23 protein-coding genes are annotated in these 23,588 nt (G+C 40.7%); 15 read left to right on the forward strand and 8 right to left on the reverse strand.

Annotation, left to right across the window (positions count from 1 at the left end; translation table 11 throughout):
- The first annotated feature begins 13 nt into the window (after positions 1–13).
- The 6 genes from deoC (at position 14) to A4H00_RS09015 (ending at position 5,984) form a co-directional block, all read left to right on the forward strand.
- On the forward strand, positions 14–676 hold the full coding sequence (gene deoC, locus A4H00_RS08990) for a deoxyribose-phosphate aldolase (RefSeq protein WP_067089851.1): 663 nt from the start codon (positions 14–16) through the stop codon (positions 674–676).
- A complete protein-coding gene (locus tag A4H00_RS08995; protein ID WP_067089855.1) occupies positions 663–1,052 on the forward strand; it encodes a cytidine deaminase in 390 nt (129 codons plus the stop codon). The genes deoC and A4H00_RS08995 overlap by 14 nt, the downstream gene beginning before the upstream one ends.
- 80 nt (positions 1,053–1,132) lie before the next feature.
- Complete coding sequence (locus A4H00_RS09000; protein WP_067089859.1) at positions 1,133–2,206, forward strand: BMP family lipoprotein; 1,074 nt, start codon at positions 1,133–1,135, stop codon at positions 2,204–2,206.
- Between the two features lie 233 nt (positions 2,207–2,439).
- The gene (locus tag A4H00_RS09005) at positions 2,440–3,975 is read left to right on the forward strand and encodes an ABC transporter ATP-binding protein (RefSeq protein WP_067089864.1); all 1,536 of its coding nucleotides are present in this window, start codon (positions 2,440–2,442) and stop codon (positions 3,973–3,975) included.
- Positions 3,968–5,029 carry an ABC transporter permease gene (locus tag A4H00_RS09010; protein ID WP_067089868.1) on the forward strand — a complete coding sequence of 354 codons (1,062 nt, stop codon included), beginning with the start codon at positions 3,968–3,970 and terminating at the stop codon, positions 5,027–5,029. The genes A4H00_RS09005 and A4H00_RS09010 overlap by 8 nt, the downstream gene beginning before the upstream one ends.
- Before the next feature lies 1 nt (position 5,030).
- Positions 5,031–5,984, forward strand: a complete 954-nt coding sequence (locus tag A4H00_RS09015) for an ABC transporter permease (protein WP_067089872.1) — start codon at positions 5,031–5,033, stop codon at positions 5,982–5,984.
- Positions 5,985–6,202: 218 nt separating this feature from the next.
- Here A4H00_RS09015 and A4H00_RS09020 read toward each other — a convergent pair whose 3' ends face one another.
- Entirely contained in the window at positions 6,203–7,186 is a 984-nt protein-coding gene (locus A4H00_RS09020; protein ID WP_067089876.1) for an L-lactate dehydrogenase, read from the reverse strand.
- Between the two features lie 192 nt (positions 7,187–7,378).
- Here A4H00_RS09020 and gyrA point away from each other — a divergent pair, with 192 nt between their 5' ends.
- Genes gyrA through radC form a run of 3 tightly spaced genes read left to right on the forward strand, consistent with a single transcriptional unit; the run spans position 7,379 to position 11,311 of the window.
- Positions 7,379–9,826, forward strand: a complete 2,448-nt coding sequence (gene gyrA / locus A4H00_RS09025; RefSeq protein ID WP_067089880.1) for a DNA gyrase subunit A — start codon at positions 7,379–7,381, stop codon at positions 9,824–9,826.
- A 4-nt stretch (positions 9,827–9,830) separates the two neighbouring features.
- Positions 9,831–10,577 (forward strand): class A sortase, encoded by a 747-nt coding sequence (locus tag A4H00_RS09030; RefSeq protein ID WP_067089884.1) that lies wholly within the window; start codon positions 9,831–9,833, stop codon positions 10,575–10,577.
- 53 nt (positions 10,578–10,630) lie between these two features.
- Positions 10,631–11,311 (forward strand): RadC family protein, encoded by a 681-nt coding sequence (radC, locus tag A4H00_RS09035; protein WP_067089888.1) that lies wholly within the window; start codon positions 10,631–10,633, stop codon positions 11,309–11,311.
- Here radC and A4H00_RS09040 read toward each other — a convergent pair.
- The 7 genes from A4H00_RS09040 to A4H00_RS09070 form a co-directional block, all read right to left on the reverse strand.
- On the reverse strand, positions 11,308–12,000 hold the full coding sequence (locus A4H00_RS09040) for a gamma-glutamyl-gamma-aminobutyrate hydrolase family protein (RefSeq protein ID WP_067089891.1): 693 nt from the start codon (positions 11,998–12,000) through the stop codon (positions 11,308–11,310). The genes radC and A4H00_RS09040 overlap by 4 nt on opposite strands.
- 4 nt (positions 12,001–12,004) lie before the next feature.
- On the reverse strand, positions 12,005–12,643 hold the full coding sequence (locus A4H00_RS09045; protein WP_067089894.1) for a redox-sensing transcriptional repressor Rex: 639 nt from the start codon (positions 12,641–12,643) through the stop codon (positions 12,005–12,007).
- Positions 12,644–12,741: 98 nt separating this feature from the next.
- Positions 12,742–12,957 (reverse strand): DUF4649 family protein, encoded by a 216-nt coding sequence (locus A4H00_RS09050; protein ID WP_067089898.1) that lies wholly within the window; start codon positions 12,955–12,957, stop codon positions 12,742–12,744.
- Positions 12,954–13,307: a DUF1831 domain-containing protein gene (locus tag A4H00_RS09055; RefSeq protein WP_067089902.1), complete on the reverse strand. Its 354-nt coding sequence runs from the start codon at positions 13,305–13,307 to the stop codon at positions 12,954–12,956. The genes A4H00_RS09050 and A4H00_RS09055 overlap by 4 nt, the downstream gene beginning before the upstream one ends.
- Complete coding sequence (locus A4H00_RS09060; RefSeq protein WP_067089906.1) at positions 13,307–14,428, reverse strand: cysteine desulfurase family protein; 1,122 nt, start codon at positions 14,426–14,428, stop codon at positions 13,307–13,309. The genes A4H00_RS09055 and A4H00_RS09060 overlap by 1 nt, the downstream gene beginning before the upstream one ends.
- Before the next feature lie 9 nt (positions 14,429–14,437).
- Complete coding sequence (locus A4H00_RS09065) at positions 14,438–15,415, reverse strand: ribose-phosphate diphosphokinase (RefSeq protein ID WP_067089910.1); 978 nt, start codon at positions 15,413–15,415, stop codon at positions 14,438–14,440.
- A 399-nt stretch (positions 15,416–15,814) separates the two neighbouring features.
- Positions 15,815–16,393 carry a CYTH domain-containing protein gene (locus tag A4H00_RS09070; protein WP_067089913.1) on the reverse strand — a complete coding sequence of 193 codons (579 nt, stop codon included), beginning with the start codon at positions 16,391–16,393 and terminating at the stop codon, positions 15,815–15,817.
- Between the two features lie 82 nt (positions 16,394–16,475).
- Between A4H00_RS09070 and yjbM the strand changes: the two genes are divergently transcribed.
- The 6 genes from yjbM to A4H00_RS09100 all read left to right on the forward strand — a co-directional run bounded on the left by yjbM (position 16,476) and on the right by A4H00_RS09100 (position 23,428).
- The gene (gene yjbM / locus A4H00_RS09075; protein ID WP_067089916.1) at positions 16,476–17,147 is read left to right on the forward strand and encodes a GTP diphosphokinase; all 672 of its coding nucleotides are present in this window, start codon (positions 16,476–16,478) and stop codon (positions 17,145–17,147) included.
- On the forward strand, positions 17,131–17,949 hold the full coding sequence (locus A4H00_RS09080) for an NAD kinase (protein ID WP_067089919.1): 819 nt from the start codon (positions 17,131–17,133) through the stop codon (positions 17,947–17,949). Before yjbM ends, A4H00_RS09080 begins: the two co-directional genes overlap by 17 nt.
- Positions 17,949–18,845: an RluA family pseudouridine synthase gene (locus A4H00_RS09085; RefSeq protein WP_067089922.1), complete on the forward strand. Its 897-nt coding sequence runs from the start codon at positions 17,949–17,951 to the stop codon at positions 18,843–18,845. The genes A4H00_RS09080 and A4H00_RS09085 overlap by 1 nt, the downstream gene beginning before the upstream one ends.
- A 123-nt stretch (positions 18,846–18,968) precedes the next feature.
- Entirely contained in the window at positions 18,969–19,964 is a 996-nt protein-coding gene (pta, locus tag A4H00_RS09090) for a phosphate acetyltransferase (protein WP_067089925.1), read from the forward strand.
- A gap of 1 nt (position 19,965) precedes the next feature.
- Positions 19,966–21,696, forward strand: a complete 1,731-nt coding sequence (locus A4H00_RS09095) for an ABC transporter ATP-binding protein (RefSeq protein WP_067089928.1) — start codon at positions 19,966–19,968, stop codon at positions 21,694–21,696.
- Positions 21,686–23,428 (forward strand): ABC transporter ATP-binding protein, encoded by a 1,743-nt coding sequence (locus A4H00_RS09100; RefSeq protein ID WP_067089932.1) that lies wholly within the window; start codon positions 21,686–21,688, stop codon positions 23,426–23,428. Before A4H00_RS09095 ends, A4H00_RS09100 begins: the two co-directional genes overlap by 11 nt.
- Positions 23,429–23,588 lie beyond the last annotated feature (160 nt).

Below are 23,588 nucleotides of genomic sequence, written 5' to 3' on the forward strand. Positions count from 1 at the left end.
TACGGAGAAAAACATGAAATTAAATAAATATATTGATCACACTCTATTGAAGCCAAATGCTACGAAAGAACAAATCTTAGCGATTATTGACGAAGCAAAAGAATACGATTTTGCAAGCGTCTGTGTCAACCCAACTTGGGTAGCTCTTTCAGCGAAAGAATTACAAGGTACAGATGTCAAGGTTTGTACAGTTATCGGCTTTCCTTTGGGAGCAAATACATCAGCTGTAAAAGCAGTTGAAACCAAGGATGCCATCGCAAATGGTGCAGATGAAATCGACATGGTGATTAACGTCGGCGCACTTAAATCACAAGATTACGAAGCGGTGCTAGCAGATATTCAAGCGGTTGTGGAAGCAAGCGGTGATAAGTTGGTGAAAGTCATCATCGAAACCTGTCTCTTGACCGACGAAGAAAAAGTCAAAGCCTGTCAATTATCACAAGAAGCAGGTGCTGACTTTGTGAAAACATCTACTGGCTTCTCAACAGGTGGCGCAACAATAGAAGATGTAGCCTTGATGAGAAAAACAGTTGGGCCAGATATGGGAGTGAAAGCATCTGGAGGTGCACGTTCATACGAAGATGCCAAAGCCTTTATTGAAGCAGGTGCGACTCGTATCGGAGCTTCTTCTGGTGTAGCGATTATGAAAGGAGAACAGGCAGATGGCGACTACTGATTTGATTGATTTATCTATTGAAGTTAGTAAGAAAGCCTACGTACCCTATTCTCATTTTCCAATTGGAGCTGTTTTAGTTGCTAAGAATGGTCAAGTTTTTACCGGCGTTAATATTGAAAATGCTAGTTTTGGATTGACCAACTGTGGCGAACGGACAGCGATTTTCAAAGCCGTTTCAGAAGGTGTCTTGGAATTTTCTGAGTTGATTGTTTATGGTCAAACAGAAAAACCAGTTTCACCCTGTGGTGCATGTCGCCAAGTCATGGCAGAATTTTTTGATCAGGATCTAAAAGTAACATTGGTTGCTAAAGATAAATCGACAGTCGAGATGACAGTCGGGGAGTTACTTCCATATTCTTTTACAGATTTAACATAAGTCTGTAAGGCAGTCAGCTGACTGTATCATTTCCATTTTGCAACGAAAGTTGCACAAAGAATTTTTAGGAGGGTTCAGAAATGAACAAAAAACTTGTTGGTTTAGGTGTTGCAACACTTGCAACTTTGGCTCTTGCTGCTTGTGGAAGCCGTGCAGCAAAAAATGATGCTGATTCAATGTCAGAAAAAGATTCAGCAGTAAAAGCAGCTGTTGTTACTGACGTTGGTGGTGTTGATGACCGTTCATTTAACCAATCAGCTTGGGAAGGATTGCAAGCTTGGGGTGAAGAAAATGGTCTTAAGAAAGATGCTGGTTACACTTACTTCCAATCAGGTAGCGAATCTGATTACGTAACAAACCTTGATTCAGCTGTTTCAGGTGGTTACAACCTTGTATTTGGTATTGGTTTTGCCTTGGAAAATGCGATTGCTGAAGTAGCACCAAACAACCCTGACACAAACTATGTTATCGTCGATAGCGTTGTAAAAGATCAAAAGAACGTAGCAAGCGTTGGATTTGCTGACCATGAAGCATCTTACCTTGCAGGTGTAGCGGCTGCAAAAGCAACAAAAACAAACCACGTTGGATTTATCGGTGGTGTTGAAGGGGTTATCATTGACCGTTTTGAAGCTGGATTTGTAGCTGGTGCAAAATCAGTAAACAAAGACATTAAGATTACAGTTGACTATGCTGCTTCATTTGCAGATGCAGCGAAAGGTCAGACATTAGCAGCTGCTCAATATGCTGCTGGTGCAGATGTTATTTTCCATGCTTCAGGTGGTACCGGTAACGGTGTATTTGCTGCTGCTAAAGCAGAAAACGAAACGCGTAATGAAGCAGATAAAGTTTGGGTGATCGGTGTAGACCGTGACCAATCAGCAGAAGGTAAATACACTTCTAAAGATGGTAAAGAATCAAACTTCGTTCTTGCGTCAACATTGAAACAAGTTGGTACTTCTGTAAAAGATATTGCCAACAAAGCTCTTAAAGGTGAATTTCCTGGTGGAGAAATTATCACATTCTCACTTGCTGATAAAGGTGTAGACTTGGCTGAAACAAATCTTTCAAGCGAAGCGTCAGAAGCAGTAGCTGCTGCTAAGAAAGACATCTTGGACAAGAAAGTTGAAGTTCCAGAAACACCTGAGAAAAAATAAAGAATAATGTGTCATCCGAAACGGCGACCTGACTCGGTCGCCGTTTTAGGAGTTGAGGGGGAAGAGTATAGTCATCAAGTATGTTTTCTTAAAGAGAGTTGCTTGTGTTCCTACTAGCTAAGAAACTATCGAAAGAACAGTGATGAAGGGTTATTTTCTCTCAGCAAAGCCTATCAGCAAAGGTATTGATAGGTTTTGCTGACAAAAAATAATAGTCTGAAAGGAAGAAGATTATGACAAAAGATTATGTCATTGAGATGCGAGAAATCACAAAAATCTTTGGGGAATTTGTGGCCAATGATCACATCAATTTGAATGTCAGACGTGGAGAAATTCATGCCCTTTTAGGAGAAAATGGTGCTGGAAAATCAACATTGATGAATATGCTTGCAGGCTTGCTTGAGCCTACAAGTGGTGAAATTGCGATCAATGGTCAAGTAGTTACAATTGACTCTCCTTCTAAGGCAGCTCATCTTGGAATTGGGATGGTACACCAACATTTCATGCTAGTTGATGCCTTCACAGTAGCTGAAAATATTATTTTAGGAAGTGAGACCACTAAAGCCGGTGTCATTGATATAAAAAAAGCCATTCAGGAGATTAAAGAATTGTCAGCTAGATATGGCTTAGATGTTGATCCGACTGCAAAAGTAGCAGACATCTCAGTAGGGGCTCAACAACGTGTAGAAATTCTAAAAACACTGTATCGTGGTGCAGATTTATTGATTTTTGATGAACCAACTGCGGTTCTAACACCAGCTGAAATCACCGAATTGCTAAAAATTATGAAGGCGCTAGTTCAGGAAGGGAAATCGATTATTTTGATTACCCATAAACTAGATGAGATTCGTGCAGTAGCAGACAGCGTTACAGTTATTCGTCGTGGAAAATCGATTGAAACAGTTGAAGTTGCTGGAGCAAGCAATGAAGACTTGGCAGAATGGATGGTTGGACGTTCGGTATCCTTTAAAACAGAGAAAATTGCGGCCAATCCAAAAGAAGTGATTCTTTCCATTAAAGATTTGGAAGTTAATGAAAACCGTGGCATTCCAGCGGTGAAAGGCTTGTCGCTTGATGTACGAGCTGGCGAAGTAGTGGGAATTGCAGGAATTGACGGAAATGGTCAAAGTGAGCTGATTCAGGCTATTACAGGTCTTCGTAAGGTTAAATCTGGCAAAATTCTCATTAAAGGAGAAGACGTTGTCGGAAAAACTCCTCGTAAGATTACAGAGATGAACGTCAGCCACGTACCAGAAGACCGTCATCGGGATGGTTTAGTTCTACAAATGACCGTGGCAGAAAACATTGCTTTACAGACCTACTATAAAGAGCCTATTTCAAAAAATGGTATTTTAAATTACGATACCATTAATCAAAAGGCCCGTGATTTAATGGCAGAGTTTGATGTTCGTGGTGCAAGTGAAGTTGTTCCAGCAAAGGCACTTTCTGGAGGAAATCAGCAAAAAGCTATCATTGCCCGTGAAATTGACCGAAACCCTGATTTGTTAATTGTCAGCCAACCGACCCGTGGTTTAGATGTTGGTGCGATTGAATATATTCGGAAACGCTTGATTGCTGAACGGGATAAGGGAAAAGCTGTTCTAGTTGTCAGCTTTGAATTGGACGAAATTTTAGATGTGTCTGACCGTATTGCGGTTATTCACGATGGTGTGATTCATGGTATTGTCGATCCTGCCAAGACCAATAAACAAGAATTAGGATTCTTAATGGCTGGTGGAAAACTTGAAAAGGAGGAAGCAAATGCCTAAGAAGTTACAAAATATCACCCTTCCTTTGTTAGCAGTCGTATCTGGATTGCTACTAGGAGCGATTATTATGCTGGTTTTCGGCTATGATCCACTTTGGGGTTATGAAGAATTATTCTATTCTGCCTTTGGTTCTGTCAAATCAATTGGTGAAATTTTCCGAGCGATGGCCCCCTTAATCTTTACAGCACTTGGATTTGCTGTTGCGAGCCGAGCAGGATTTTTTAACGTTGGTTTATCAGGTCAAGCCCTTGTAGGTTGGGTATTTGCTGGCTGGTTTGCTCTCGAAAATCCAGATTTACCAAGACCTATCTTAATTCTTGCAACCATTGCCATTGCTATGATTGCAGGCGGAATTGCTGGTGCCATACCAGGTGTTTTACGGGCTTATCTGGGAACGAGTGAGGTTATTGTGACCATTATGATGAACTATATCTTACTCTACTCTAGCAACTACATTATTCGCAATGTCTTTGCTTCTGATTTGATGAAGAACAAGGATTCGAGTATCAATATCTCTGCGAATGCTTCTTACCAAACAGAATGGCTTCGTTCCTTAACAGATAATTCACGGATGAATATTGGTATTTTCTTTGCAATTATTGCGGTACTCCTTATTTGGTTCTTGTTGACCAAGACAACACTTGGTTTTGAAATCCGCTCTGTAGGATTGAATCCAACTGCTTCAGACTATGCAGGAATGTCAGCAAAACGAACCATTATTCTATCCATGATTATCTCAGGTGCTTTAGCGGGTCTTGGTGGAGCAGTGCAAGGACTTGGAACCTTCCAAAATGTCTATACGCAGGGTGGAAATTTGGACATTGGTTTTAACGGAATGTCTGTTGCCTTACTTGCTTCCAATTCACCACTGGGTATCCCATTAGCGGCCTTCTTGTTTGGTTTGTTATCAATTGGAGCGCCTGGTATGGTCAAAGCACAAATTCCACCTGAATTGATTAATGTCGTGACGGCCTCTATCATCTTCTTTGTCGGTGTTAAATTTGTCTTTGAACAATTACTAAAACGGAACAAAAAAGCGAAAGGAGCTAACTAATATGAATTTGACAATAGTAACGCTTTTAATTTCGCAGATGCTGATTTACTCAGCTCCATTGATTTTCACTAGTTTGGGTGGAGTATTCTCAGAACGTGCAGGTGTCGTCAATGTGGGACTTGAAGGAATCATGGTGATTGGTGCCTTTGCTGGTGTTGTTTTCAATTTGGAATTTGCCAGCAGCTTTGGTAAAGCAACCCCACTTTTAGCTGTCTTAGTTGGTGGGATTGCAGGGCTACTTTTCTCCATTATTCACGCAGTAGCAACTATCAATTTTCGAGCAGACCATGTCGTATCAGGTACAGTTTTGAACCTCTTAGCACCAGCCTTTTCAGTCTTTTTGGTTAAAGTGCTTTATAATAAAGGACAGACAGACAGTATTCCAGAATCTTTCGGAAAATTTTCATTCCCTGTGTTGGAAAAAATACCAGTGGTTGGTGATTTATTCTTTAAAAATACCAGTCTAATGGGATATGTAGCCATTGCTATGGCCTTTGTATCCTGGTTTGTTCTTTATAAGACGAAATTCGGATTGCGCCTACGTTCAGTAGGTGAACATCCTCAGGCGGCAGATACTTTGGGAATCAATGTGTATACTATGCGTTATGCTGGTGTTCTTATCGCAGGTTTCCTTGGAGGAGTTGGAGGAGCTGTCAGCGCCCAAACCGTTAATATTAACTTTTCAGCAACCACAATTGTAGGTTCAGGTTTTATTGCCCTGGCAGCAGTTATCTTTGGTAAATGGAATCCAATTGGTGCTATGCTAGCCAGCCTATTCTTTGGCTTGTCACAGAGTTTATCTGTTATCGGTGGACAACTTCCTGGTTTATCACACGTACCAAATGTTTATCTGCAAATTGCACCATATTTTATTACAGTAGTGGCACTTGCAGCCTTCTTTGGAAAAGCAGTCGCGCCAAAAGCCGATGGTGTGAACTACATTAAATCGAAATAACAAGTTACAGGAGTTGAGTGTTTTGTTCAGCTCCTTATTATTTTTTCGAGAGCTGATACTCTATAAAACGCAAAATCTGCTAGGCAATGGAGCCACGGGTAGAACTAGAGTTTAGGAAGATGAGTTAACAGCTTCAAATTTTGATTTTTGATGAGTATGAAAAAACCAGCTGTGTCGTTATGACATAGCTGGCTTAGCGTTTATTCATAGTTTTCAGACTAATTTTTGATAGAAGCTGCGATTTCTGGATTTGCAAATGCATTATCCATGATTTCTTTTAATTGTTTAGCAGATGCTTGCATTTTTTGCAATTCAGCCTCATTTAATGGGATATTTACTGGACGAACGATACCATGTGCTCCAATAATAGCTGGTTGTCCAATAAAGACATCTTCAACGCCTTCATATTGACCTGCTTGGTAAACAGAAAGAGGAAGTACCGCATTTTCATCATCAAAGATTGCTTTGGTAATACGAGCAAGTGCTGCACCAATACCGTAGTAAGTTGCACCTTTTTTGTTGATGATAGAGTAAGCTGCATCGCGGACAGAGATAAATAAGTCCACCAATCCTTGTTCATCAATATCACGGTTATCTTGCAACCAGTCGTATAATTTAACGCCGGCAACGTTAGCGTGTGACCATACAGCAAATTCAGAGTCACCATGTTCACCCATGATATAAGCATGGACAGAACGTGCGTCGATACCGATTTTTTCAGCAAGGGTTTGACGGAAACGAGCAGAGTCAAGTGAAGTACCAGAACCGATAACACGCTCTTTAGGGAAACCTGAGAATTTCCATGTTGAGTAAGTTAAAATATCAACTGGGTTAGCAGCGACAAGGAAGATACCGTTGAAGCCAGATGCTACAATTTCATTTACGATTTGTTGATTGATACGAAGGTTTTTCTCAATCAATTGAAGGCGAGTTTCACCTGGTTTTTGTGGCAAACCTGCTGTAAGGACAACGAGATCTGCATCATGTGCATCAGAATATTCAGCTGAGTAGATTTTTTTTGGTGAAGTAAAGGCAAGAGCATGGCTCAAATCTTCTGCATCACCTTGCGTACGGTCTTTGTTGATATCGACGATACCTAATTCTTGACCAATTCCTTGATTGACAAGTGCATATGCGTAAGCAGAGCCTACAGCACCGTCACCGACAAGGATTACTTTTTTATGTTGTTTAGTTGCAGTCATTCTTCTAAACATCTCCTTAGTTTTATTTGGGGACATGCGTCCCAACCAACTATCATTCTAGCACTTTTTGTATATTTTGTCACTTGTGAAAGGTTGTTTGAAAATGTTTACATTATAAGGCCCTGACAAGAAAATTTCTTCACAATATGTTATAATATAGTAGATACTTTCAAGAGAAAAGAGACAGATTTAATGCATGATAAAAATTTAGTAGATGTAAATCTGACCAGCGAAATGAAGACCAGTTTCATTGACTATGCAATGAGCGTTATCGTAGCTCGGGCTCTTCCGGATGTACGTGATGGTCTAAAACCTGTTCATCGTCGAATCTTGTACGGGATGAACGAATTGGGCATTACACCAGATAAGCCACACAAGAAATCGGCTCGTATTACCGGGGATGTCATGGGTAAATACCATCCACATGGGGACAGTGCGATTTATGAAGCCATGGTGCGGATGGCCCAGTGGTGGAGCTACCGGTATATGCTCGTAGATGGGCATGGAAACTTCGGTTCGATGGATGGCGATGGAGCAGCTGCACAGCGCTATACCGAGGCACGTATGAACAAAATCGCCTTGGAGATGTTGCGTGATATCAACAAGAATACCGTAAACTTTGCGGACAACTATGATGCTAGTGAGCGTGAGCCTGAGGTCCTACCAGCACGTTTTCCAAATTTATTGGTTAATGGTACGACAGGTATTGCCGTTGGGATGGCGACAAATATCCCGCCTCACAATCTAGGTGAGACGATTGAAGCAGTGAATCTGATTATTGATAATCCAGAAGCAACGACTCGGGAAATTATGGAAGTCTTGCCTGGTCCTGACTTTCCAACGGGTGCTTTGGTCATGGGGAAATCAGGCATTCACCGTGCTTATGAGACTGGAAAAGGATCAATTGTTCTTCGTTCCAGGACAGAAATTGAAGAGTATGGCAATGGTCGTGAGCGCATCGTTGTGACAGAATTTCCTTATATGGTCAATAAGACCAAGGTTCATGAACATATTGTCCGTCTGGTTCAAGAAAAACGAATAGATGGAATTACAGCTGTTCGTGATGAGTCCAATCGCGAAGGAGTTCGTTTTGTAATCGAGGTCAGACGAGATGCATCAGCCAATGTCATCTTGAATAATCTTTTCAAATTGACCCAACTTCAGACTAATTTTAGTTTCAATATGTTGGCCATTCAAAATGGAGTACCGAAAATTCTTTCTGTTCGTCAAATTTTGGAAGCCTATGTTGAACACCAAAAAGAAGTTGTTACTCGCCGTACCCAGTTTGATAAAGAAAAGGCAGAAGCGCGTGCCCATATCTTAGAAGGATTGCTGATTGCCTTAGATCATATTGATGAAGTAATCAAGGTGATTCGTAATAGCGAAACAGATGCAGAAGCACAGGCAGAATTGATGGCACGCTTTGAGCTATCAGAGCGTCAGAGCCAAGCTATTCTTGATATGCGCCTTCGCCGTTTGACAGGCTTGGAACGCGATAAGATCCAATCAGAATACGATGATTTGATTGCCTTGATTGCTGATTTAGCAGATATTTTAGCCAAACCAGAGCGGGTTGTACAAATTATCAAAGATGAACTAGAAGAAATCAAGCGCAAATATGCAGATCCTCGTCGGACAGAGTTAATGGTAGGTGAAGTCCTATCCCTTGAAGATGAAGATTTAATTGAGGAAACAGATGTGTTAATTACCCTATCCAATCAAGGGTATATTAAACGGCTTGCACAGGATGAATTTCATGCTCAAAAACGTGGAGGACGTGGTGTTCAGGGAACAGGGGTCAAAGATGATGACTTTGTTCGTGAATTGGTTTCTACTAGTACCCATGACCGTCTCCTCTTCTTTACCAACAAGGGGCGTGTCTATCGTCTAAAAGGCTATGAAATTCCTGAATACGGCCGCACAGCAAAGGGATTGCCGGTTGTAAATCTCTTGAAGTTAGAAGAAAATGAGTCGATTCAGACGATTATCAACGTTACCAAGGAGCAAGAAGAAGGACATTATCTCTTCTTTACTACTCGTCAAGGAATTGTCAAACGGACTAGCGTTGCTGAATTTGGCAATATCCGTCAAAATGGGTTGAAGGCTCTGAACTTAAAAGAAGATGATGAATTGATTAACGTTTTCTTGACAGATGGGCAAACAGATGTTATCATGGGTTCTAAATTCGGTTATGCCGTCCGGTTCACAGAGACAGATGTTCGCAATATGAGTCGCATAGCGACTGGTGTGCGGGGAATGCGGCTTCGTGAAGGGGATTGCTTAGTCGGAGCAGCAGTTGTCTCAGATGACCAAGAAGTTCTTGTGCTGACGGAAAATGGTTTTGGAAAACGAACACCAGCTTCAGAATACCCAACCAAAGGGCGTGGCGGTAAAGGAATTAAAACTGTTAAAGTTGCAGAGAAAAATGGTTATCTAGCTGGCTTAACAACCATTTCAGGCGATGAAGATATTATGGTGATTACAGATACAGGAGTCATTATTCGGACAAACGTTGCCAACATCTCACAGACAGGACGTGCAACCATGGGGGTAAAGGTCATGAGATTAGATAATGAGGCAAGTATTGTGACGTTTGCTTTGGTTGATGCTGCAGATTCTAAAGATTCAGAGGAAAATTAAGATTATGAGTAATCGTAGACGTTCTAGTAAGAAAAAGAAAAGCGGTATTTGGAGAAATTTATTAGCAGGTATGTTTTTCCTTATTGCAATCGCATTGATGTTCAATACTTCTATTCGCAACATGATTATTGCTTGGAATAGCAATCGCTACCAAGTTACTAAAGTGACAGAAGCAGATATCGAGAAGAACAAGCAGGCAGAAACAACTTTTGATTTTGAGCAGGTGCAATCCATCTCGACAGAAGCTGTTTTGAAAGCTCAATGGGAGTCCCAGCAACTCCCCGTCATTGGTGGAATTGCGATTCCTGATTTAAATGTTAATCTCCCTATTTTTAAGGGTTTATCAAATGTTGCCTTGATGTATGGGGCAGGAACGATGAAAGAGACCCAAGAAATGGGACAGGGGAATTATTCCTTAGCTAGTCATCATATTTTTGGAATAGCAGGAGCGAGTGAAACACTCTTTTCACCTCTTGAACGTGCACAGGAAGGTATGAAGATTTATTTGACAGATAAGCAAAATGTCTATACCTATGTTGTGACAAGTGTACAGTCGGTGACTCCTGAAAGTGTAGAGGTTATTGATGATGTGGAAGGTCAAACAGAGATTACGCTTGTGACCTGTGAGGATTTAGAAGCCACCATGCGGACCATTGTCAAAGGAAAACTAGAAAGTAGTGTTCCTTACAATGAGACACCAAAAGATATTTTGAAACATTTTGAGAAAAAATATAATCAGGTACAAATTTAAAAAAGAAGGCAAATGCCTTCTTTTTTGCGAATAAATATAATGAGGAGGAAGATATGTATCAAATTATGTTTCAAGAAGAGTCACTATTACCACGGGAGCGTTTATTGGAAGTAGGCGCAGAAAGTCTTAGCAATCAAGAATTATTAGCCATTTTTATCCGAACGGGGACAAAAAAAGAGCCAGTTTCTATCCTATCAAATAATCTATTAGCCAAATTAGAAAATCTAGCTGCCTTAAGGGATTTGTCTATTGAAGAATTGCAAACATTAGCAGGCATTGGTCGTGTTAAAGCTGTAGAAATCAAGGCAATGATTGAGTTGGGACGGCGAATTAATCAGTCAGAAATTTTACTTCAAGATCGTGTGCTTGGAAGTGAGAAATTAGGGCGTAAAATGATGCAGGATATTGGCGATAAGAAGCAAGAACATCTAGTTGCTCTTTATCTTGACACACAAAATAAAATTATTAGCCAAAAGACTATTTTTATTGGTAGTGTAAATAAAAGTATTGCAGAACCAAGGGAGATTTTGCATTATGCCGTAAAATGTATGGCTACATCGATTATTGTTGTACATAATCACCCTTCTGGGTCTGTGCAGCCGAGTAAAAACGATCTGGTATTTACTGAGACACTAAAAAAGTCCTGCGAGATGCTAGGACTTGTCTTACTTGATCATTTGATTGTGGCGAAATCAGCCTATTATAGTTTTCGTGAGGAAGGAGAGCTTTGTTAAAATTCATTAACGAGGTAATCGAACAAAGCTTTTTCTTCGGTACGAGTAGAATAAAGAAGTTCTGGATGCCACTGTACGCCAAGGAAATGCGCTCTATCAGTCATCATCGTTGCTTCGATAGTCCCATCTTCAGCTTGACCAATCACCTGTAAACCAGAAGCCAGTTGATCTAAGGCCTGTCTATGAAAAGAGTTAACCATCGGTTGTCTTCCATAGACAGTGGCCAGTGGATTTTCTTCTTGTAGGTAAATTGAGTGAACAGGTGTATGAGAAATGGTAGTTTGCCAATGATTTGGGATGGATTGATGCAAGGTACCACCCATGGCAACATTAAAAAGTTGCATCCCACGACAAACACCAAATATTGGCTTCTGCTGTTTGATGGCTTCTTGAATCAAAGCAAGTTCAAAGTCATCACGCTGGCTATGATAATTGTCGCTGTCAATGGTCTGCTCTTGCCCATAGTAACTTGGAAGGACATTCTGTCCACCAGTCAAAATGAGCTTGTCAATCATGTTGATATAGCTTTGAGCCATATTAGCAGAGACAATTGGCAGGATGAGAGGGATTCCTCCAGCAGATTCGATTGCTTTGACAAAAGTGGTGGCAGCATAGGATAGAACTGGCTCAGTATCATCGGTTGTATTGAGAAATTCATTGGCTGAAATACCGATAATTGGCTTACTCATAACATTATCCTTTTCTCATGAAATAAAGGAGGGTTTGTAATTCACTGGTCAAATCGACATACTGGACGACGACATCTTTTGGTACAGATAAGTTGACGGGTGAGAAACTCAAGATTCCCTTAACACCAGCCGCGACCAAGACATTAGCAACTTCTTGGGCCTTGGTACTTGGTACGGTCAAGATAGCTGTTTGAGCGTTTGCTTCTTTTATCTTTTCTTCGATTTCTGAGATGCCATAGATTGGAACATTTTCATCAATTGTACCAACTGATGGGTGATTATCTGCTTCAAAAGCCATGACAATTTTCATTTTATTCCGCTCATGGAAGCGATAATGCAGGAGTGCTCGCCCCATATTCCCGACCCCAACCAGCATCACATTGGTGATAGAATTATCATTCAAAATATCAGCGAAGAAATCCATTAATTTTTTGACATCGTACCCAAATCCACGGCGTCCTAATTCACCAAAGTAAGAAAAATCACGACGAACAGTAGCAGAATCAATACCGATAGCTTCTGCAATTTCTTTGGAACTTGCTTTTTCAATATTTCCGGCATGAAATCGTTTGAATATGCGGTAATAGATTGATAAACGCTTAGCAGTGGCACGGGGAATAGGGGATTTTTTTTCGTTTTTCACAATCTTTTACTCCTTTTAATTATTAATTCTATTTTAGTAAAAGTTTGTGAAAAATGCAACAGATTACACCAGAAAAAACAAGAAGAAATTCTTGTTTTTTAGTGATTATTCGGGTCTATTGTTTTGAGATAACGATATAAATTGCCGATGGGTCCTTGATAACCTAAGTCTCGACCATCTTGAATGATTGAGTGTACTTTTAGGTGATCAGGAAGGGTCACGCAACCTGAAAAAGAGAGCAGTAGGTCCTCAAAGTTTTCAAAAGTTTGTGAGCGAATCTGCTGATAAGAATCTTGATAGCGCAGCTCAATCATGCTTTTGTACTTTCTTTTGTGAAAATATCTCGGTCAACTAAGCTATCCATAAGGAAGTAAAATTTTTCTTGGATAACGGTATTTCCACCTGCTTTAAAAATATCGACCAAATGTAGACCTGATTTGTCTGTAATATTGATTTTAAAACCAGTCAAATCTTTATTGATAATAATTTTTAGAAGAAAGCCTTGATTAGAGTTGGGAATTTCTTCTAACATACGTGTTAATTGGTAATTACCAACCTGAGTCTGTTCAAATGTATTGTCACGCAAGGTGTATTTTTTGATACCTGGGTGAATAGAGTAGGTATAGTCACAGTTTTTAAGCGTTACAGATGTTGTAAAAGCCATTAATAAATGCCTCCGATAATTTCATGTAGTTTGTCGATGAGGAAGTCCACTTCCTCTTTGGTATTTTCAGGTGAGAAGCTAATCCGAATGGATTCCTTTAGGCGATGTGAATCTTTTCCATATAGCGCTTCTAAGACATGGCTCTTTTGAATCACGCCAGCAGTACAGGCAGATCCGCTGGAAACAGCGATACCTGCGAGATCTAGGCGCATGAGCATTTGCTCATTAAGCTGATTGGGGAAACCGATGTTGACAACGTAGGGAAGTGTCGGTCCTGCTTCATTTAGATAATGATGAGAAGACGCCAAATTTTTTATCAGGTGATCTTTTAAAGCAGAGACGCTGTTGAAATGTTCTTCTAGCTGTTCTGTTTGTTCTTTTAAAGCTGTTGCCATAGCTGCAATTCCTGCCAGATTTTCTGTTCCTGCACGGTGTTGTTGCTCTTGACGTCCTCCGTGAATCAGAGAGTCAAAGTTAGGGATACGACTATAGAGGAAGCCTACCCCTTTTGGACCATGAAACTTATGGGCAGCAGCAGAGAGAAAATCGATTCCTAGTTGTTCCGGTGAAATGGCGACTTTTCCAATTGCTTGGACAGCATCTACATGAAAAATAGCTTGATGTTGAGAAAGGATTTCGCCGATTTCTTTGATCGGTAGCAACAGTCCAGTCTCATTGTTGGCATACATGGCACTAACTAAAATAGTGTCTGGGCGCAGAGCTTCCTGCACCTGCTGGGCGGAAATTCTTTGATTGATAGGCTGAATATAGGTTACCTCAAAGCCAAACCGCTCCTGCAAATACTCCATGGTATGAAGGACAGCATGGTGCTCGATAGCGGTTGTAATGAGGTGTTTTCCCTTATGCTGATTTGCCAGTGCATAACCTTGGATAGCTAGGGTATCAGCTTCTGACCCCCCTGAGGTAAAAATGATCTGTTCCGGTTTGGCGTCTAGGATGTGAGCAATATCTGTTCGAGCTTGGCGGAGGATTGCGTTTGCTTTTCGTCCTGCCCAATGAATACTAGAGGAGTTACCATAGTATTCTGTTGCAATATCCATGAAGGTTTGAAGGGCAACTTTCGACAAGGAAGTGGTCGCTGCATTGTCTAAATAAATCAAGGAAATCTCCTAGTTTTCAGTATTTGGATTTGTAAAATCGAAGAGAGGACTGACTGGACGTCGTTCGTGAATGCGGATAATGGCGTCTGCAATCAATTCACTAGCGGTAATAAAAGCAATATTTTTTGGTAATTGTTCTTTGCTTACAACAGAATCTGTGACGAGTACTTCCTTGATTGGGGCTTGATCTAAGAGTTCTGCTGCAGTACCTGCAAATAACCCGTGACTTGCAACTGCATAAATCTCCGTTGCTCCGCCTTCTTGTACAATTCGAGCTGCTTCTGAGAAGGTACGACCAGTGTTTAAGATATCATCAATCAAGATAGCTGCTTTTCCAGCAACATCTCCGATAATATACCCTTCTGAACGATCGGCATCGTCTTGGGCATAGTCGATAATAGCAATTGAAGAATTGAGGTATTCTGCTAAGCTGCGAGCACGCTTGATACCAGAATTTTTAGGACTCACAATCACAACATCTTCACCACACAGCCCTTTTTCCATATAATGCTCTGCAAATAGTGGGACAGTAAAGAGATTGTCGACTGGAATATCAAAGAAACCTTGTACCTGAACAGCATGTAAATCAAGTGACAAGACACGATCCACACCTGCTTTGACCAGCATATTCGCAACGAGTTTTGCTGTAATTGGTTCACGAGGAGCAGCTGTACGATCCTGACGAGCATAGCCAAAATAAGGCATAACGACTGTAACAGAATGAGCACTTGCACGCTTACATGCATCCACCATAATCAATAATTCCCAAAGATGATTATTGACAGGATAGCTAGTTGATTGGATGATATAAACATCCACCCCACGGACACTTTCTTCGATATTGACTTGAATTTCTCCGTCTGAGAATTGTCGAGTTGACATTTTCCCAAGTGGAATTCCGGATGCTTCAGCAATTTTTTCAGCAATTGCACGGTTGGAATTCAAAGAAAATAGTTTAATTTGTTTATCACCATACGGTTGAACCATGATCAGAAATACTCCTTTTATTCGATAGTTCTATTTTATCAGAAAATCCCAAAATTTTCAGTAAAGAAATAGATCAGCTTGAAGAAAAAGTCTTTTTATTGCCACCATCCTCATGTGCTTTCGGACATCAGCGACTTCCTTCGGAGTAAAATAATCCAGTGGATTATTTTAGTCCGAGCCCAGAAACAAAGGAGCGAGGATAATCGATTTCAACGAAATCACGACTTTTGTCTCACTCCCACTTTTAGCACGGCGGAGGTGGCGGTATTGTGCTCGCTACGCTCGCAAATTTTCTAACCTTAAAACTACAGAAAATTAAATATTATTGTAATGTTTTTCTGAATTGTGAGGTTTGTCTACATTCTGATAGATTTCTTTTGAATTCGTTGGTTTATGAACTCAAGGCTTGCTCATCAGACAGGCAGCTGTCCGAGCAACCTTGCTTTTAGCGTATTTAAAGGCAATTTGTCGCTGTTTCAGATACTCCTCAAAAGCCATTTTCCCTTGACTAGCATCCTCTACCTCGACTTCTAATTCATAGTCTGTCTGCTCAGCATAGCTATTTTCATCAAGAGCCATCAGCCCAATAGGAGTCACTTTTTCATAGCGTCTTGTCGTCAAATCTCCCCAAACAATCAACTCTTCAAGGGCAATTCCAGTTTGTGTGATGAGGTCCAAGATATCCCCTTCAGGTAGCTCTACCTTTTGAATCAGTTGATGAGCGTGTTCAAGTAGCAAGGCTTGGTTGTATTCCTGATTGCCGATGTCTTGTGGAATTTTAAGAGTCAATTCTGCTCGGTCTTCTAAGGTGCGAATTCGTAGGGAATAGTGGTGTTGACGTAGGCTAAAATCTGCTGTGTCAATATAATAGTTGGTTTGAAGGACAGGAGCAACATCTGTAAATTCTGTCTGTAATTGTTGAAATTCGGCTGCCGTCAGGAGCGTTTTGTATTCAATTTCTAAATGATTTTTTTTCATAGGATAAAACCTTTTCGTATGGTATAATAGTTCTTGTGTTATTCTATTACAAAAACTAGTATTTGACAAGAAAGGAGCAGGTATGGAAATGAATTGGGAAGCCTTCCTAGACCCTTATATTCAGGCGGTTGGGGAATTAAAAATTAAACTGCGCGGTGTTCGTAAACAATATAGAAAAGCAAATAAGCATTCACCGATTGAATTTGTGACAGGACGTGTGAAGCCGATTGAATCCATCAAGGAAAAGATGGCTCTACGCCATATTCAGCTTGAAAATTTGGCACAGGACATGCAAGACATCGCAGGATTACGAATCATGGTGCAATTTGTTGATGACGTAGAAGAAGTACTTGACATCCTACGGAAGCGAAAAGATATGCGAGTGGTCTATGAACGCGATTATATCAATAATATGAAATCATCAGGCTACCGTTCCTACCACGTGGTGATTGAGTATCCAGTTGATACGATAAATGGAAATGAAACAGTACTAGCTGAGATTCAAATTCGCACCTTGTCCATGAATTTTTGGGCAACGATTGAACATTCCTTAAACTATAAGTATAAGGGGAATTTTCCAGAAGAAATTAGGCAACGCTTGGAAATTACAGCTAAGATTGCTTATCAATTAGATGAGGAGATGCGCAAAATCCGCGATGACATTCAAGAAGCTCAGGCCTTATTTGACCCGGCCTACCGCAAGTTGAATGACGGAGTTGGAAACAGCGACGATACAGATGAAGAATACAGATAGAAAAAAAATCGCCCTGCTCAGCAGTAAAAACCCAAAGAGCCAAGCTGTGATGAATGAGTTGTGGACCAAATTAAAAGAAGCCCAATTTATTTTAACACCTAAAAATCCAGATATTGTTATTTCAATTGGGGGAGATGGGATGCTCTTATCTGCTTTTCATAAGTACGAGGCAATGATGGATCGTGTTCGCTTTGTCGGCATTCATACAGGGCACCTTGGTTTTTATACGGATTATCGCGATTTTGAAGTTGATAAACTGATTGATAATTTAAAATTAGACACAGGAGCTCGTGTTTCCTATCCGATTTTAACTGTACGAATTAAGCTGATGAATGGTCGAGATATTGTCATGCGGGCCTTGAATGAAGCGACTATTAAACGTTTATCAAAAACTATGGTTGCAGATGTTTTTATCAATAAAGTGCCTTTTGAGCGTTTCCGTGGTGATGGTATTTCGGTGTCAACTCCCACTGGTTCAACAGCCTACAATAAATCTTTAGGAGGAGCTATTTTGCACCCGACCATTGAAGCATTGCAGATTGCAGAAGTTGCCAGTCTGAACAATCGCGTCTATCGGACCTTGGGTTCTTCCATTGTTGTTCCTAAAAAGGACAAGATTATGATTGAGCCAAAACATGATGATCGCTATTCGGTATCGATTGACAATCGGACCTTTGTTTATGATAATATTGATCGGATTGAATACCAGATTGACAATAGCAAAATTCATTTTCTAGCTACTCCGAGCCACACTAGCTTTTGGAATCGTGTCAAAGATGCCTTTATTGGTGAGGTAGAGTAATGCGCTTTGAATTCATTGTGGATCAACATGTAAAAATTAAGACATTTTTGAAAAAACATGATGTTTCAAAAGGACTATTAGCTAAAATCAAGTTCGAGGGTGGCGCAATTATTGTTAATGGAAAACCGCAGAATGCGACCTATTTACTGGATATTGGTGATCATTTGAGTATCGATATTCCTAGCGAAGAAGATGTGACGGGAAGTTTGGAGCCAATTTCTCATCCCTTAGATATTGTCTATGAAGACGAGCATTTTATGGTTATCAATAAACCAGCCGGATTTGCATCTATCCCAAGTATTCTGCATTCGTCAACCATTGCCAATTTTGTCAAGGGATATTATTTAGAACAAGGATATGAAAATAAACAGGTGCATATCGTCACACGTCTCGACCGTGATACATCAGGTCTCATGCTCTTTGCTAAACACGGCTATGCACATGCAAGACTAGATAAACAATTACAGGAAAAATTGATTCAAAAGCGTTATTTTGCCTTGGTTTATGGTAGCGGTCCATTAGAAGAAAAAGGGGAGATTATCGCCCCTATTGGCCGCCCAGAAGATAGCATTATCACACGTTGTGTGATGCCGACTGGAAAGTATGCGCATACGTCCTATGAAGTCGTTCAGTCTTGGGGAGATATCCACTTAGTTGATATTCAGTTGCATACTGGAAGAACGCATCAGATCCGCGTTCATTTTGCGCATATTGGCTTTCCTTTATTGGGAGACGACCTGTATGGTGGCAGTATGGAGCATGGGATAGAGCGGCAAGCATTACACTGTCATCGCATCGGATTTTTTAATCCGTTTTCAGAAAAAGAATTAATTTGTGAAAGCGATTTGACAAATGACTTTAAAAGCGTTATCATGAATTTGCAAAATAAAAATTAGAAAGACACATAGCCTTTTGTTTGGATTTATTACTGGGTAACATGACGCAGGCATAACTAGAGTTAAGCAAGACGTGTTAATGATGTAATAAAGAAAATGAAAAGGGCTATAAAGGTTAAGAAAATGGGAATTCGTTCACTATTTGGTTGTTTGCGTGAAAAAATTGTTGGAAAGCAAGTTAAAATTGTTTTTCCAGAAGGAAATGATGAGCGCGTGGTACGTGCAGCTGCACGGTTGAAATTTGAAGGATTGGTAGAACCAATTATTCTTGGAAATCCCGAAGAGGTAAGCACTTTACTGGCTGATATCGGTTTTGCAGATCCTCAATGCACTGTTATCAATCCGGAAGAGTATGCAGATTTCGAAGCGATGAAAGAGGCATTTGTAGAAGTTCGTAAGGGCAAGGCTACACTAGAAGATGCAGATAAGTTGTTACGAGATGTCAATTACTTTGGTGTCATGCTGGTGAAAATGGGCTTGGCAGATGGAATGGTATCTGGTGCGATTCATTCAACTGCTGATACAGTACGTCCAGCACTTCAAATCATCAAAACAAAGCCAGGTATTTCTCGTACATCAGGTGTCTTCTTGATGAACCGTGAAAATACCAGTGAGCGTTATGTCTTTGCTGATTGTGCAATCAATATTGACCCAACTGCTCAGGAATTAGCAGAAATTGCTGTCAATACAGCAGAAACAGCAGCTATTTTCGATATTGATCCTAAGGTTGCTATGCTCAGCTTCTCTACAAAAGGTAGCGGTAAAGCTCCACAAGTGGATAAGGTGGTTGAAGCAACGCGCATTGCGAAAGAGTTAGCACCGGATTTGGCTCTGGATGGAGAATTGCAATTTGATGCAGCTTTTGTGCCAGCTACAGCAGCGATTAAAGCTCCAGATAGTGATGTAGCAGGTCAAGCAAATGTCTTTGTTTTCCCAGACTTACAAGCAGGAAATATTGGCTATAAAATTGCACAACGCTTGGGAATGTTTGATGCAATTGGTCCAATCTTGCAAGGTTTGAACATGCCAGTAAATGATTTGTCTCGCGGATCAAGTGCGGATGATATTTATAAATTGGCTATTATTACGGCTGCCCAGGCATTGGAAAATGAAAAGTAAGATGAAGCCATTTATGAAGTATGTAAGAGGCTATGTGAAGGAAGCAATTTTAGCTCCCTTGTTTAAGCTCTTAGAAGCCTGCTTTGAGTTAGCAGTTCCTCTTATTATTGCTTTTATTATTGATACAGTTATTCCTCATAGCAATCACAGTCAGTTGATTGCTATGATTTTGTTATTGGTCCTTTTAGCAGTTATCGGTGTGATTGTGGCTGTTATTGCCCAATATTATTCCGCTAAAGCAGCAGTAGGCTACACCAAGGAATTGACAGAGGATTTGTACAAGAAAGTTCTTTCTTTACCTAAAGCGAGTCGTGATTTGCTATCAAGTGATAGTTTACTTACACGATTATCGAGTGATACCTTACAGATTCAAACAGGAATCAATATCTTTTTACGCCTTTTCCTAAGAGCTCCAATTATTGTGTTTGGTTCCTTGATTATGGCTTTTTCTATCAGTCCGAGCTTGTCAGTTTATTTTCTGATGATGATTGCTCTCTTGTTCTTAATCGTATCGTTTGTTTCGGTTATGGCAAGCAAGTTTTATGCTTTAATGCGCAGTAGTTTGGATCAGTTGGTTGGGCAAGTTAGAGAGACACTTACGGGAATACGAGTAATTCGTGCTTTTGGACAAATCTTACGCGAAATCACCGTTTTTCAGCAGTTAAACCAGACCTATACTCGGGAACAGCTGACAGCCGGTTTTTGGTCGTCTTTTCTCTCACCAGCAACTTTTTTCGTTGTAAATGGAACCTTGCTTGTTTTGATTGTCCAAGGAAGGTTGGCAGTTGGTCAGGGATTGTTAAATCAAGGAAAATTTGTGGCCTTAATCAATTATTTATCACAAATTTTGGTGGAATTAGTCAAAATGGTCATGGTCATTTCAACGCTAAATCAGAGTTTTATTAGCGCTGACCGGATAAACGAGGTATTTGAACAAGAATCAGAGGATATTGAACAACCTTTTTCTTATTCGAGTATTTCAACAGATTGGATTCTTGTTGCCCAAGATTTATCCTTTGCCTATCCGAAAGCAGCAGAAAATGCCTTGACAGCCCTTTCTTTTCGTGCGAAAAAGGGAGAATTTTTGGGAATAATAGGGGGAACGGGTTCAGGAAAGTCTACTTTGGTTGATCTGTTGTTGCACCTCTACCCAGTTGAGCATCAGCATCTTTCTCTCTTTAAATCAGATGGGCACTCGCCAGTTAACTTGAAAGAATGGCGAGAACAGTTTGCTTTGGTAGGACAACAAGCCCAACTCTTTAGTGGAACCATTCGTTCGAATCTCTTGCTGGGCAAGCAGTCTGCCTCTGAGGATGACCTATGGAAGGTCTTAGAAATGGCACAGGCCAAGGAGTTTGTACTTGAAAAGGGTGGTTTGGAAGCAAGCGTCGAAGCATTTGGACGCAACTTTTCCGGAGGCCAACGCCAGCGTCTGACCATTGCGCGGGCTCTTCTTCAACAAGCTCCTATTTTGGTGTTAGATGATGCAACATCAGCCTTGGACTATTTGACAGAAAGAAGATTATTGGATGCCATCAGTCATTTACCGGACAGATTGCTGATTATGATTTCTCAGCGGACAAACAGCCTAGCACAGGCAGATCAGATTTTGGTCTTAGATCAGGGAAGACAGGTTGGTTTAGGTCGCCATGAGGACTTATTGGCAACTTGTGCCATCTATCAAGAAATCGACCAGTCTCAACATGGTCAGGAGGTGTCTCATGGGGTCTAATAGTAGTTTGAGACAACTTGTGTCTCGTATGTTACGGCAACCTCTTCATCTTTCGTTGATTGTACTTGGTAGTCTCGTTCAAGTAATCTTATCGGTCTACCTACCTGTTTTAATCGGTCAAGCTGTTGATGCTGTTTTCATCAAGGGGAATTCAGCTTTCTTTAGCGATTTGCTGTTTAGCATGATTTTTGTGATTCTAACCAATACGCTTGTTCAATTCTGTCTGCCACTTTTCATTAATCAATTGATTTTTCGTTTGATAAATGAATTGCGTCAAGAGGTGTATGAAAAAATGCATTCCCTGCCTTTAGCCTATCTTGATCGGCAGAGTATCGGAGATATGGTTGCTCGTATTTCGAGCGATAGTGAGCAATTAACCAATGGATTGACTATGATTTTCAGTCAATTTTTGCTTGGAATGATGACGATTTTCATGACGATTTTTAGTATGGCAAGGCTAGATCGAACCCTGATGATTCTGGTCGTTGTGCTGACTCCGTTGTCTCTATTTGTTGCTCGCTTTATTGCCCAAAAAAGCTATGGCTATTACCAGAAACAAACAGAGTCTCGTGGACAGCAGACCAAGTTGTTAGAAGAAAGCATTCGTCAGTTATCCTTGATTCAGTCCTTTAATGCCCAAGAGCAGTTTATGACACGGTTTGGGCATTCCAATCAGGCTTATGCCCGCTATTCGCAAGCAGCGATTTTTGCTTCTGCAACCAGTAATCCCACAACGCGTTTTATCAATGCTCTGATCTATGCTTTATTGGCTGGACTGGGTGCGCTTCGAATTATGACAGGAAATTTTACGGTAGGAGAGCTAACAACCTTTTTAAGTTACGCTAGTCAGTATACGAAGCCCTTTAATGATATTTCTTCTGTCTTATCCGAATTGCAGAGTGCCTTGGTCTGTGCGGAGCGACTCTTTGAGATTGTCAATCAAGAATCTCTACAGGATGAAAAGAAGCCCCCACTCCTAGAAGAAGCGGTAGCTGGTCAGATTCAATTTAAAGAGGTCGATTTTTCCTATCAGCCTGACCAGCCTTTGATTGAAGGCTTAAATATAACTGTCCCTGCTGGTGCTAGAGTTGCTATCGTAGGGCCTACTGGTGCAGGTAAGTCAACTGTCATCAATCTCTTGATGCGCTTCTATGAGGTGAATAAGGGGCAGATTTTATTGGATCAGGTGCCTATTTCACACTATAGCCGTGAAGAATTTAGACGGCAGATTGGCATGGTGTTGCAGGAAACGTGGATTAAGTCAGCAACGATTCATGAAAATATTGCCTATGGTTATCCCGAGGTGACACGTGATGAAGTAGTAGCAGCAGCTAAGGCTGCGAATGCGGATTTCTTTATTCGTCAGCTACCTCAAGGTTACGATACGGAATTAACTGACGGCGGAGCTTCCCTTTCCCAAGGACAGCGACAGCTGTTATCCATTGCTCGCGTCTTTGTTCACTTGCCTAAAATTTTGATTTTAGATGAAGCGACATCCTCTATCGATACGCGGACAGAAATTCTCGTGCAACAGGCCTTTGAACGCTTGATGCAGGGTAGAACGAGTTTTATCATTGCCCATCGCCTATCGACCATTCAGTCGGCTGACCTGATTCTCGTTATGGTAGCTGGAAAAATCGTAGAGCAAGGAAATCACAAGCAGCTCATGCAGGCCAAAGGATTTTACTATCATATGCAAATGAGTCAAGAAGAGGGGGAGAAAAATTTGTAGACTAATTTTAAAATTTAAGAGTCAGATAGACCGCTTAATCAATATAAGGAGTGAAATTCAGCCGTGAGGTTGAAAACTCCATTTTGTCAATGGCTAGGCTGTCAGTGCCTACTTTCTTGACGATTGATGTAAAAATAGAGGTTCATGAGGTTGGAGAGAT

Source organism: Streptococcus marmotae, assembly GCF_001623565.1.
GTDB lineage: Bacteria > Bacillota > Bacilli > Lactobacillales > Streptococcaceae > Streptococcus > Streptococcus marmotae.

What these genes read in the sequence shown, in the direction of transcription:
- deoC (WP_067089851.1), top strand. Translation starts at nt 14, where the DNA reads ATGAAATTAAATAAATATATTGATCACACTCTATTGAAGCCAAATGCT.
- A4H00_RS08995 (WP_067089855.1), top strand. Translation starts at nt 663, where the DNA reads ATGGCGACTACTGATTTGATTGATTTATCTATTGAAGTTAGTAAGAAA.
- A4H00_RS09000 (WP_067089859.1), top strand. Translation starts at nt 1,133, where the DNA reads ATGAACAAAAAACTTGTTGGTTTAGGTGTTGCAACACTTGCAACTTTG.
- A4H00_RS09005 (WP_067089864.1), top strand. Translation starts at nt 2,440, where the DNA reads ATGACAAAAGATTATGTCATTGAGATGCGAGAAATCACAAAAATCTTT.
- A4H00_RS09010 (WP_067089868.1), top strand. Translation starts at nt 3,968, where the DNA reads ATGCCTAAGAAGTTACAAAATATCACCCTTCCTTTGTTAGCAGTCGTA.
- A4H00_RS09015 (WP_067089872.1), top strand. Translation starts at nt 5,031, where the DNA reads ATGAATTTGACAATAGTAACGCTTTTAATTTCGCAGATGCTGATTTAC.
- A4H00_RS09020 (WP_067089876.1), bottom strand. Translation starts at nt 7,186, where the DNA reads ATGACTGCAACTAAACAACATAAAAAAGTAATCCTTGTCGGTGACGGT.
- gyrA (WP_067089880.1), top strand. Translation starts at nt 7,379, where the DNA reads ATGCATGATAAAAATTTAGTAGATGTAAATCTGACCAGCGAAATGAAG.
- A4H00_RS09030 (WP_067089884.1), top strand. Translation starts at nt 9,831, where the DNA reads ATGAGTAATCGTAGACGTTCTAGTAAGAAAAAGAAAAGCGGTATTTGG.
- radC (WP_067089888.1), top strand. Translation starts at nt 10,631, where the DNA reads ATGTATCAAATTATGTTTCAAGAAGAGTCACTATTACCACGGGAGCGT.
- A4H00_RS09040 (WP_067089891.1), bottom strand. Translation starts at nt 12,000, where the DNA reads ATGAGTAAGCCAATTATCGGTATTTCAGCCAATGAATTTCTCAATACA.
- A4H00_RS09050 (WP_067089898.1), bottom strand. Translation starts at nt 12,957, where the DNA reads ATGATTGAGCTGCGCTATCAAGATTCTTATCAGCAGATTCGCTCACAA.
- A4H00_RS09055 (WP_067089902.1), bottom strand. Translation starts at nt 13,307, where the DNA reads ATGGCTTTTACAACATCTGTAACGCTTAAAAACTGTGACTATACCTAC.
- A4H00_RS09065 (WP_067089910.1), bottom strand. Translation starts at nt 15,415, where the DNA reads ATGGTTCAACCGTATGGTGATAAACAAATTAAACTATTTTCTTTGAAT.
- A4H00_RS09070 (WP_067089913.1), bottom strand. Translation starts at nt 16,393, where the DNA reads ATGAAAAAAAATCATTTAGAAATTGAATACAAAACGCTCCTGACGGCA.
- yjbM (WP_067089916.1), top strand. Translation starts at nt 16,476, where the DNA reads ATGGAAATGAATTGGGAAGCCTTCCTAGACCCTTATATTCAGGCGGTT.
- A4H00_RS09080 (WP_067089919.1), top strand. Translation starts at nt 17,131, where the DNA reads ATGAAGAATACAGATAGAAAAAAAATCGCCCTGCTCAGCAGTAAAAAC.
- A4H00_RS09085 (WP_067089922.1), top strand. Translation starts at nt 17,949, where the DNA reads ATGCGCTTTGAATTCATTGTGGATCAACATGTAAAAATTAAGACATTT.
- pta (WP_067089925.1), top strand. Translation starts at nt 18,969, where the DNA reads ATGGGAATTCGTTCACTATTTGGTTGTTTGCGTGAAAAAATTGTTGGA.
- A4H00_RS09095 (WP_067089928.1), top strand. Translation starts at nt 19,966, where the DNA reads ATGAAGCCATTTATGAAGTATGTAAGAGGCTATGTGAAGGAAGCAATT.
- A4H00_RS09100 (WP_067089932.1), top strand. Translation starts at nt 21,686, where the DNA reads ATGGGGTCTAATAGTAGTTTGAGACAACTTGTGTCTCGTATGTTACGG.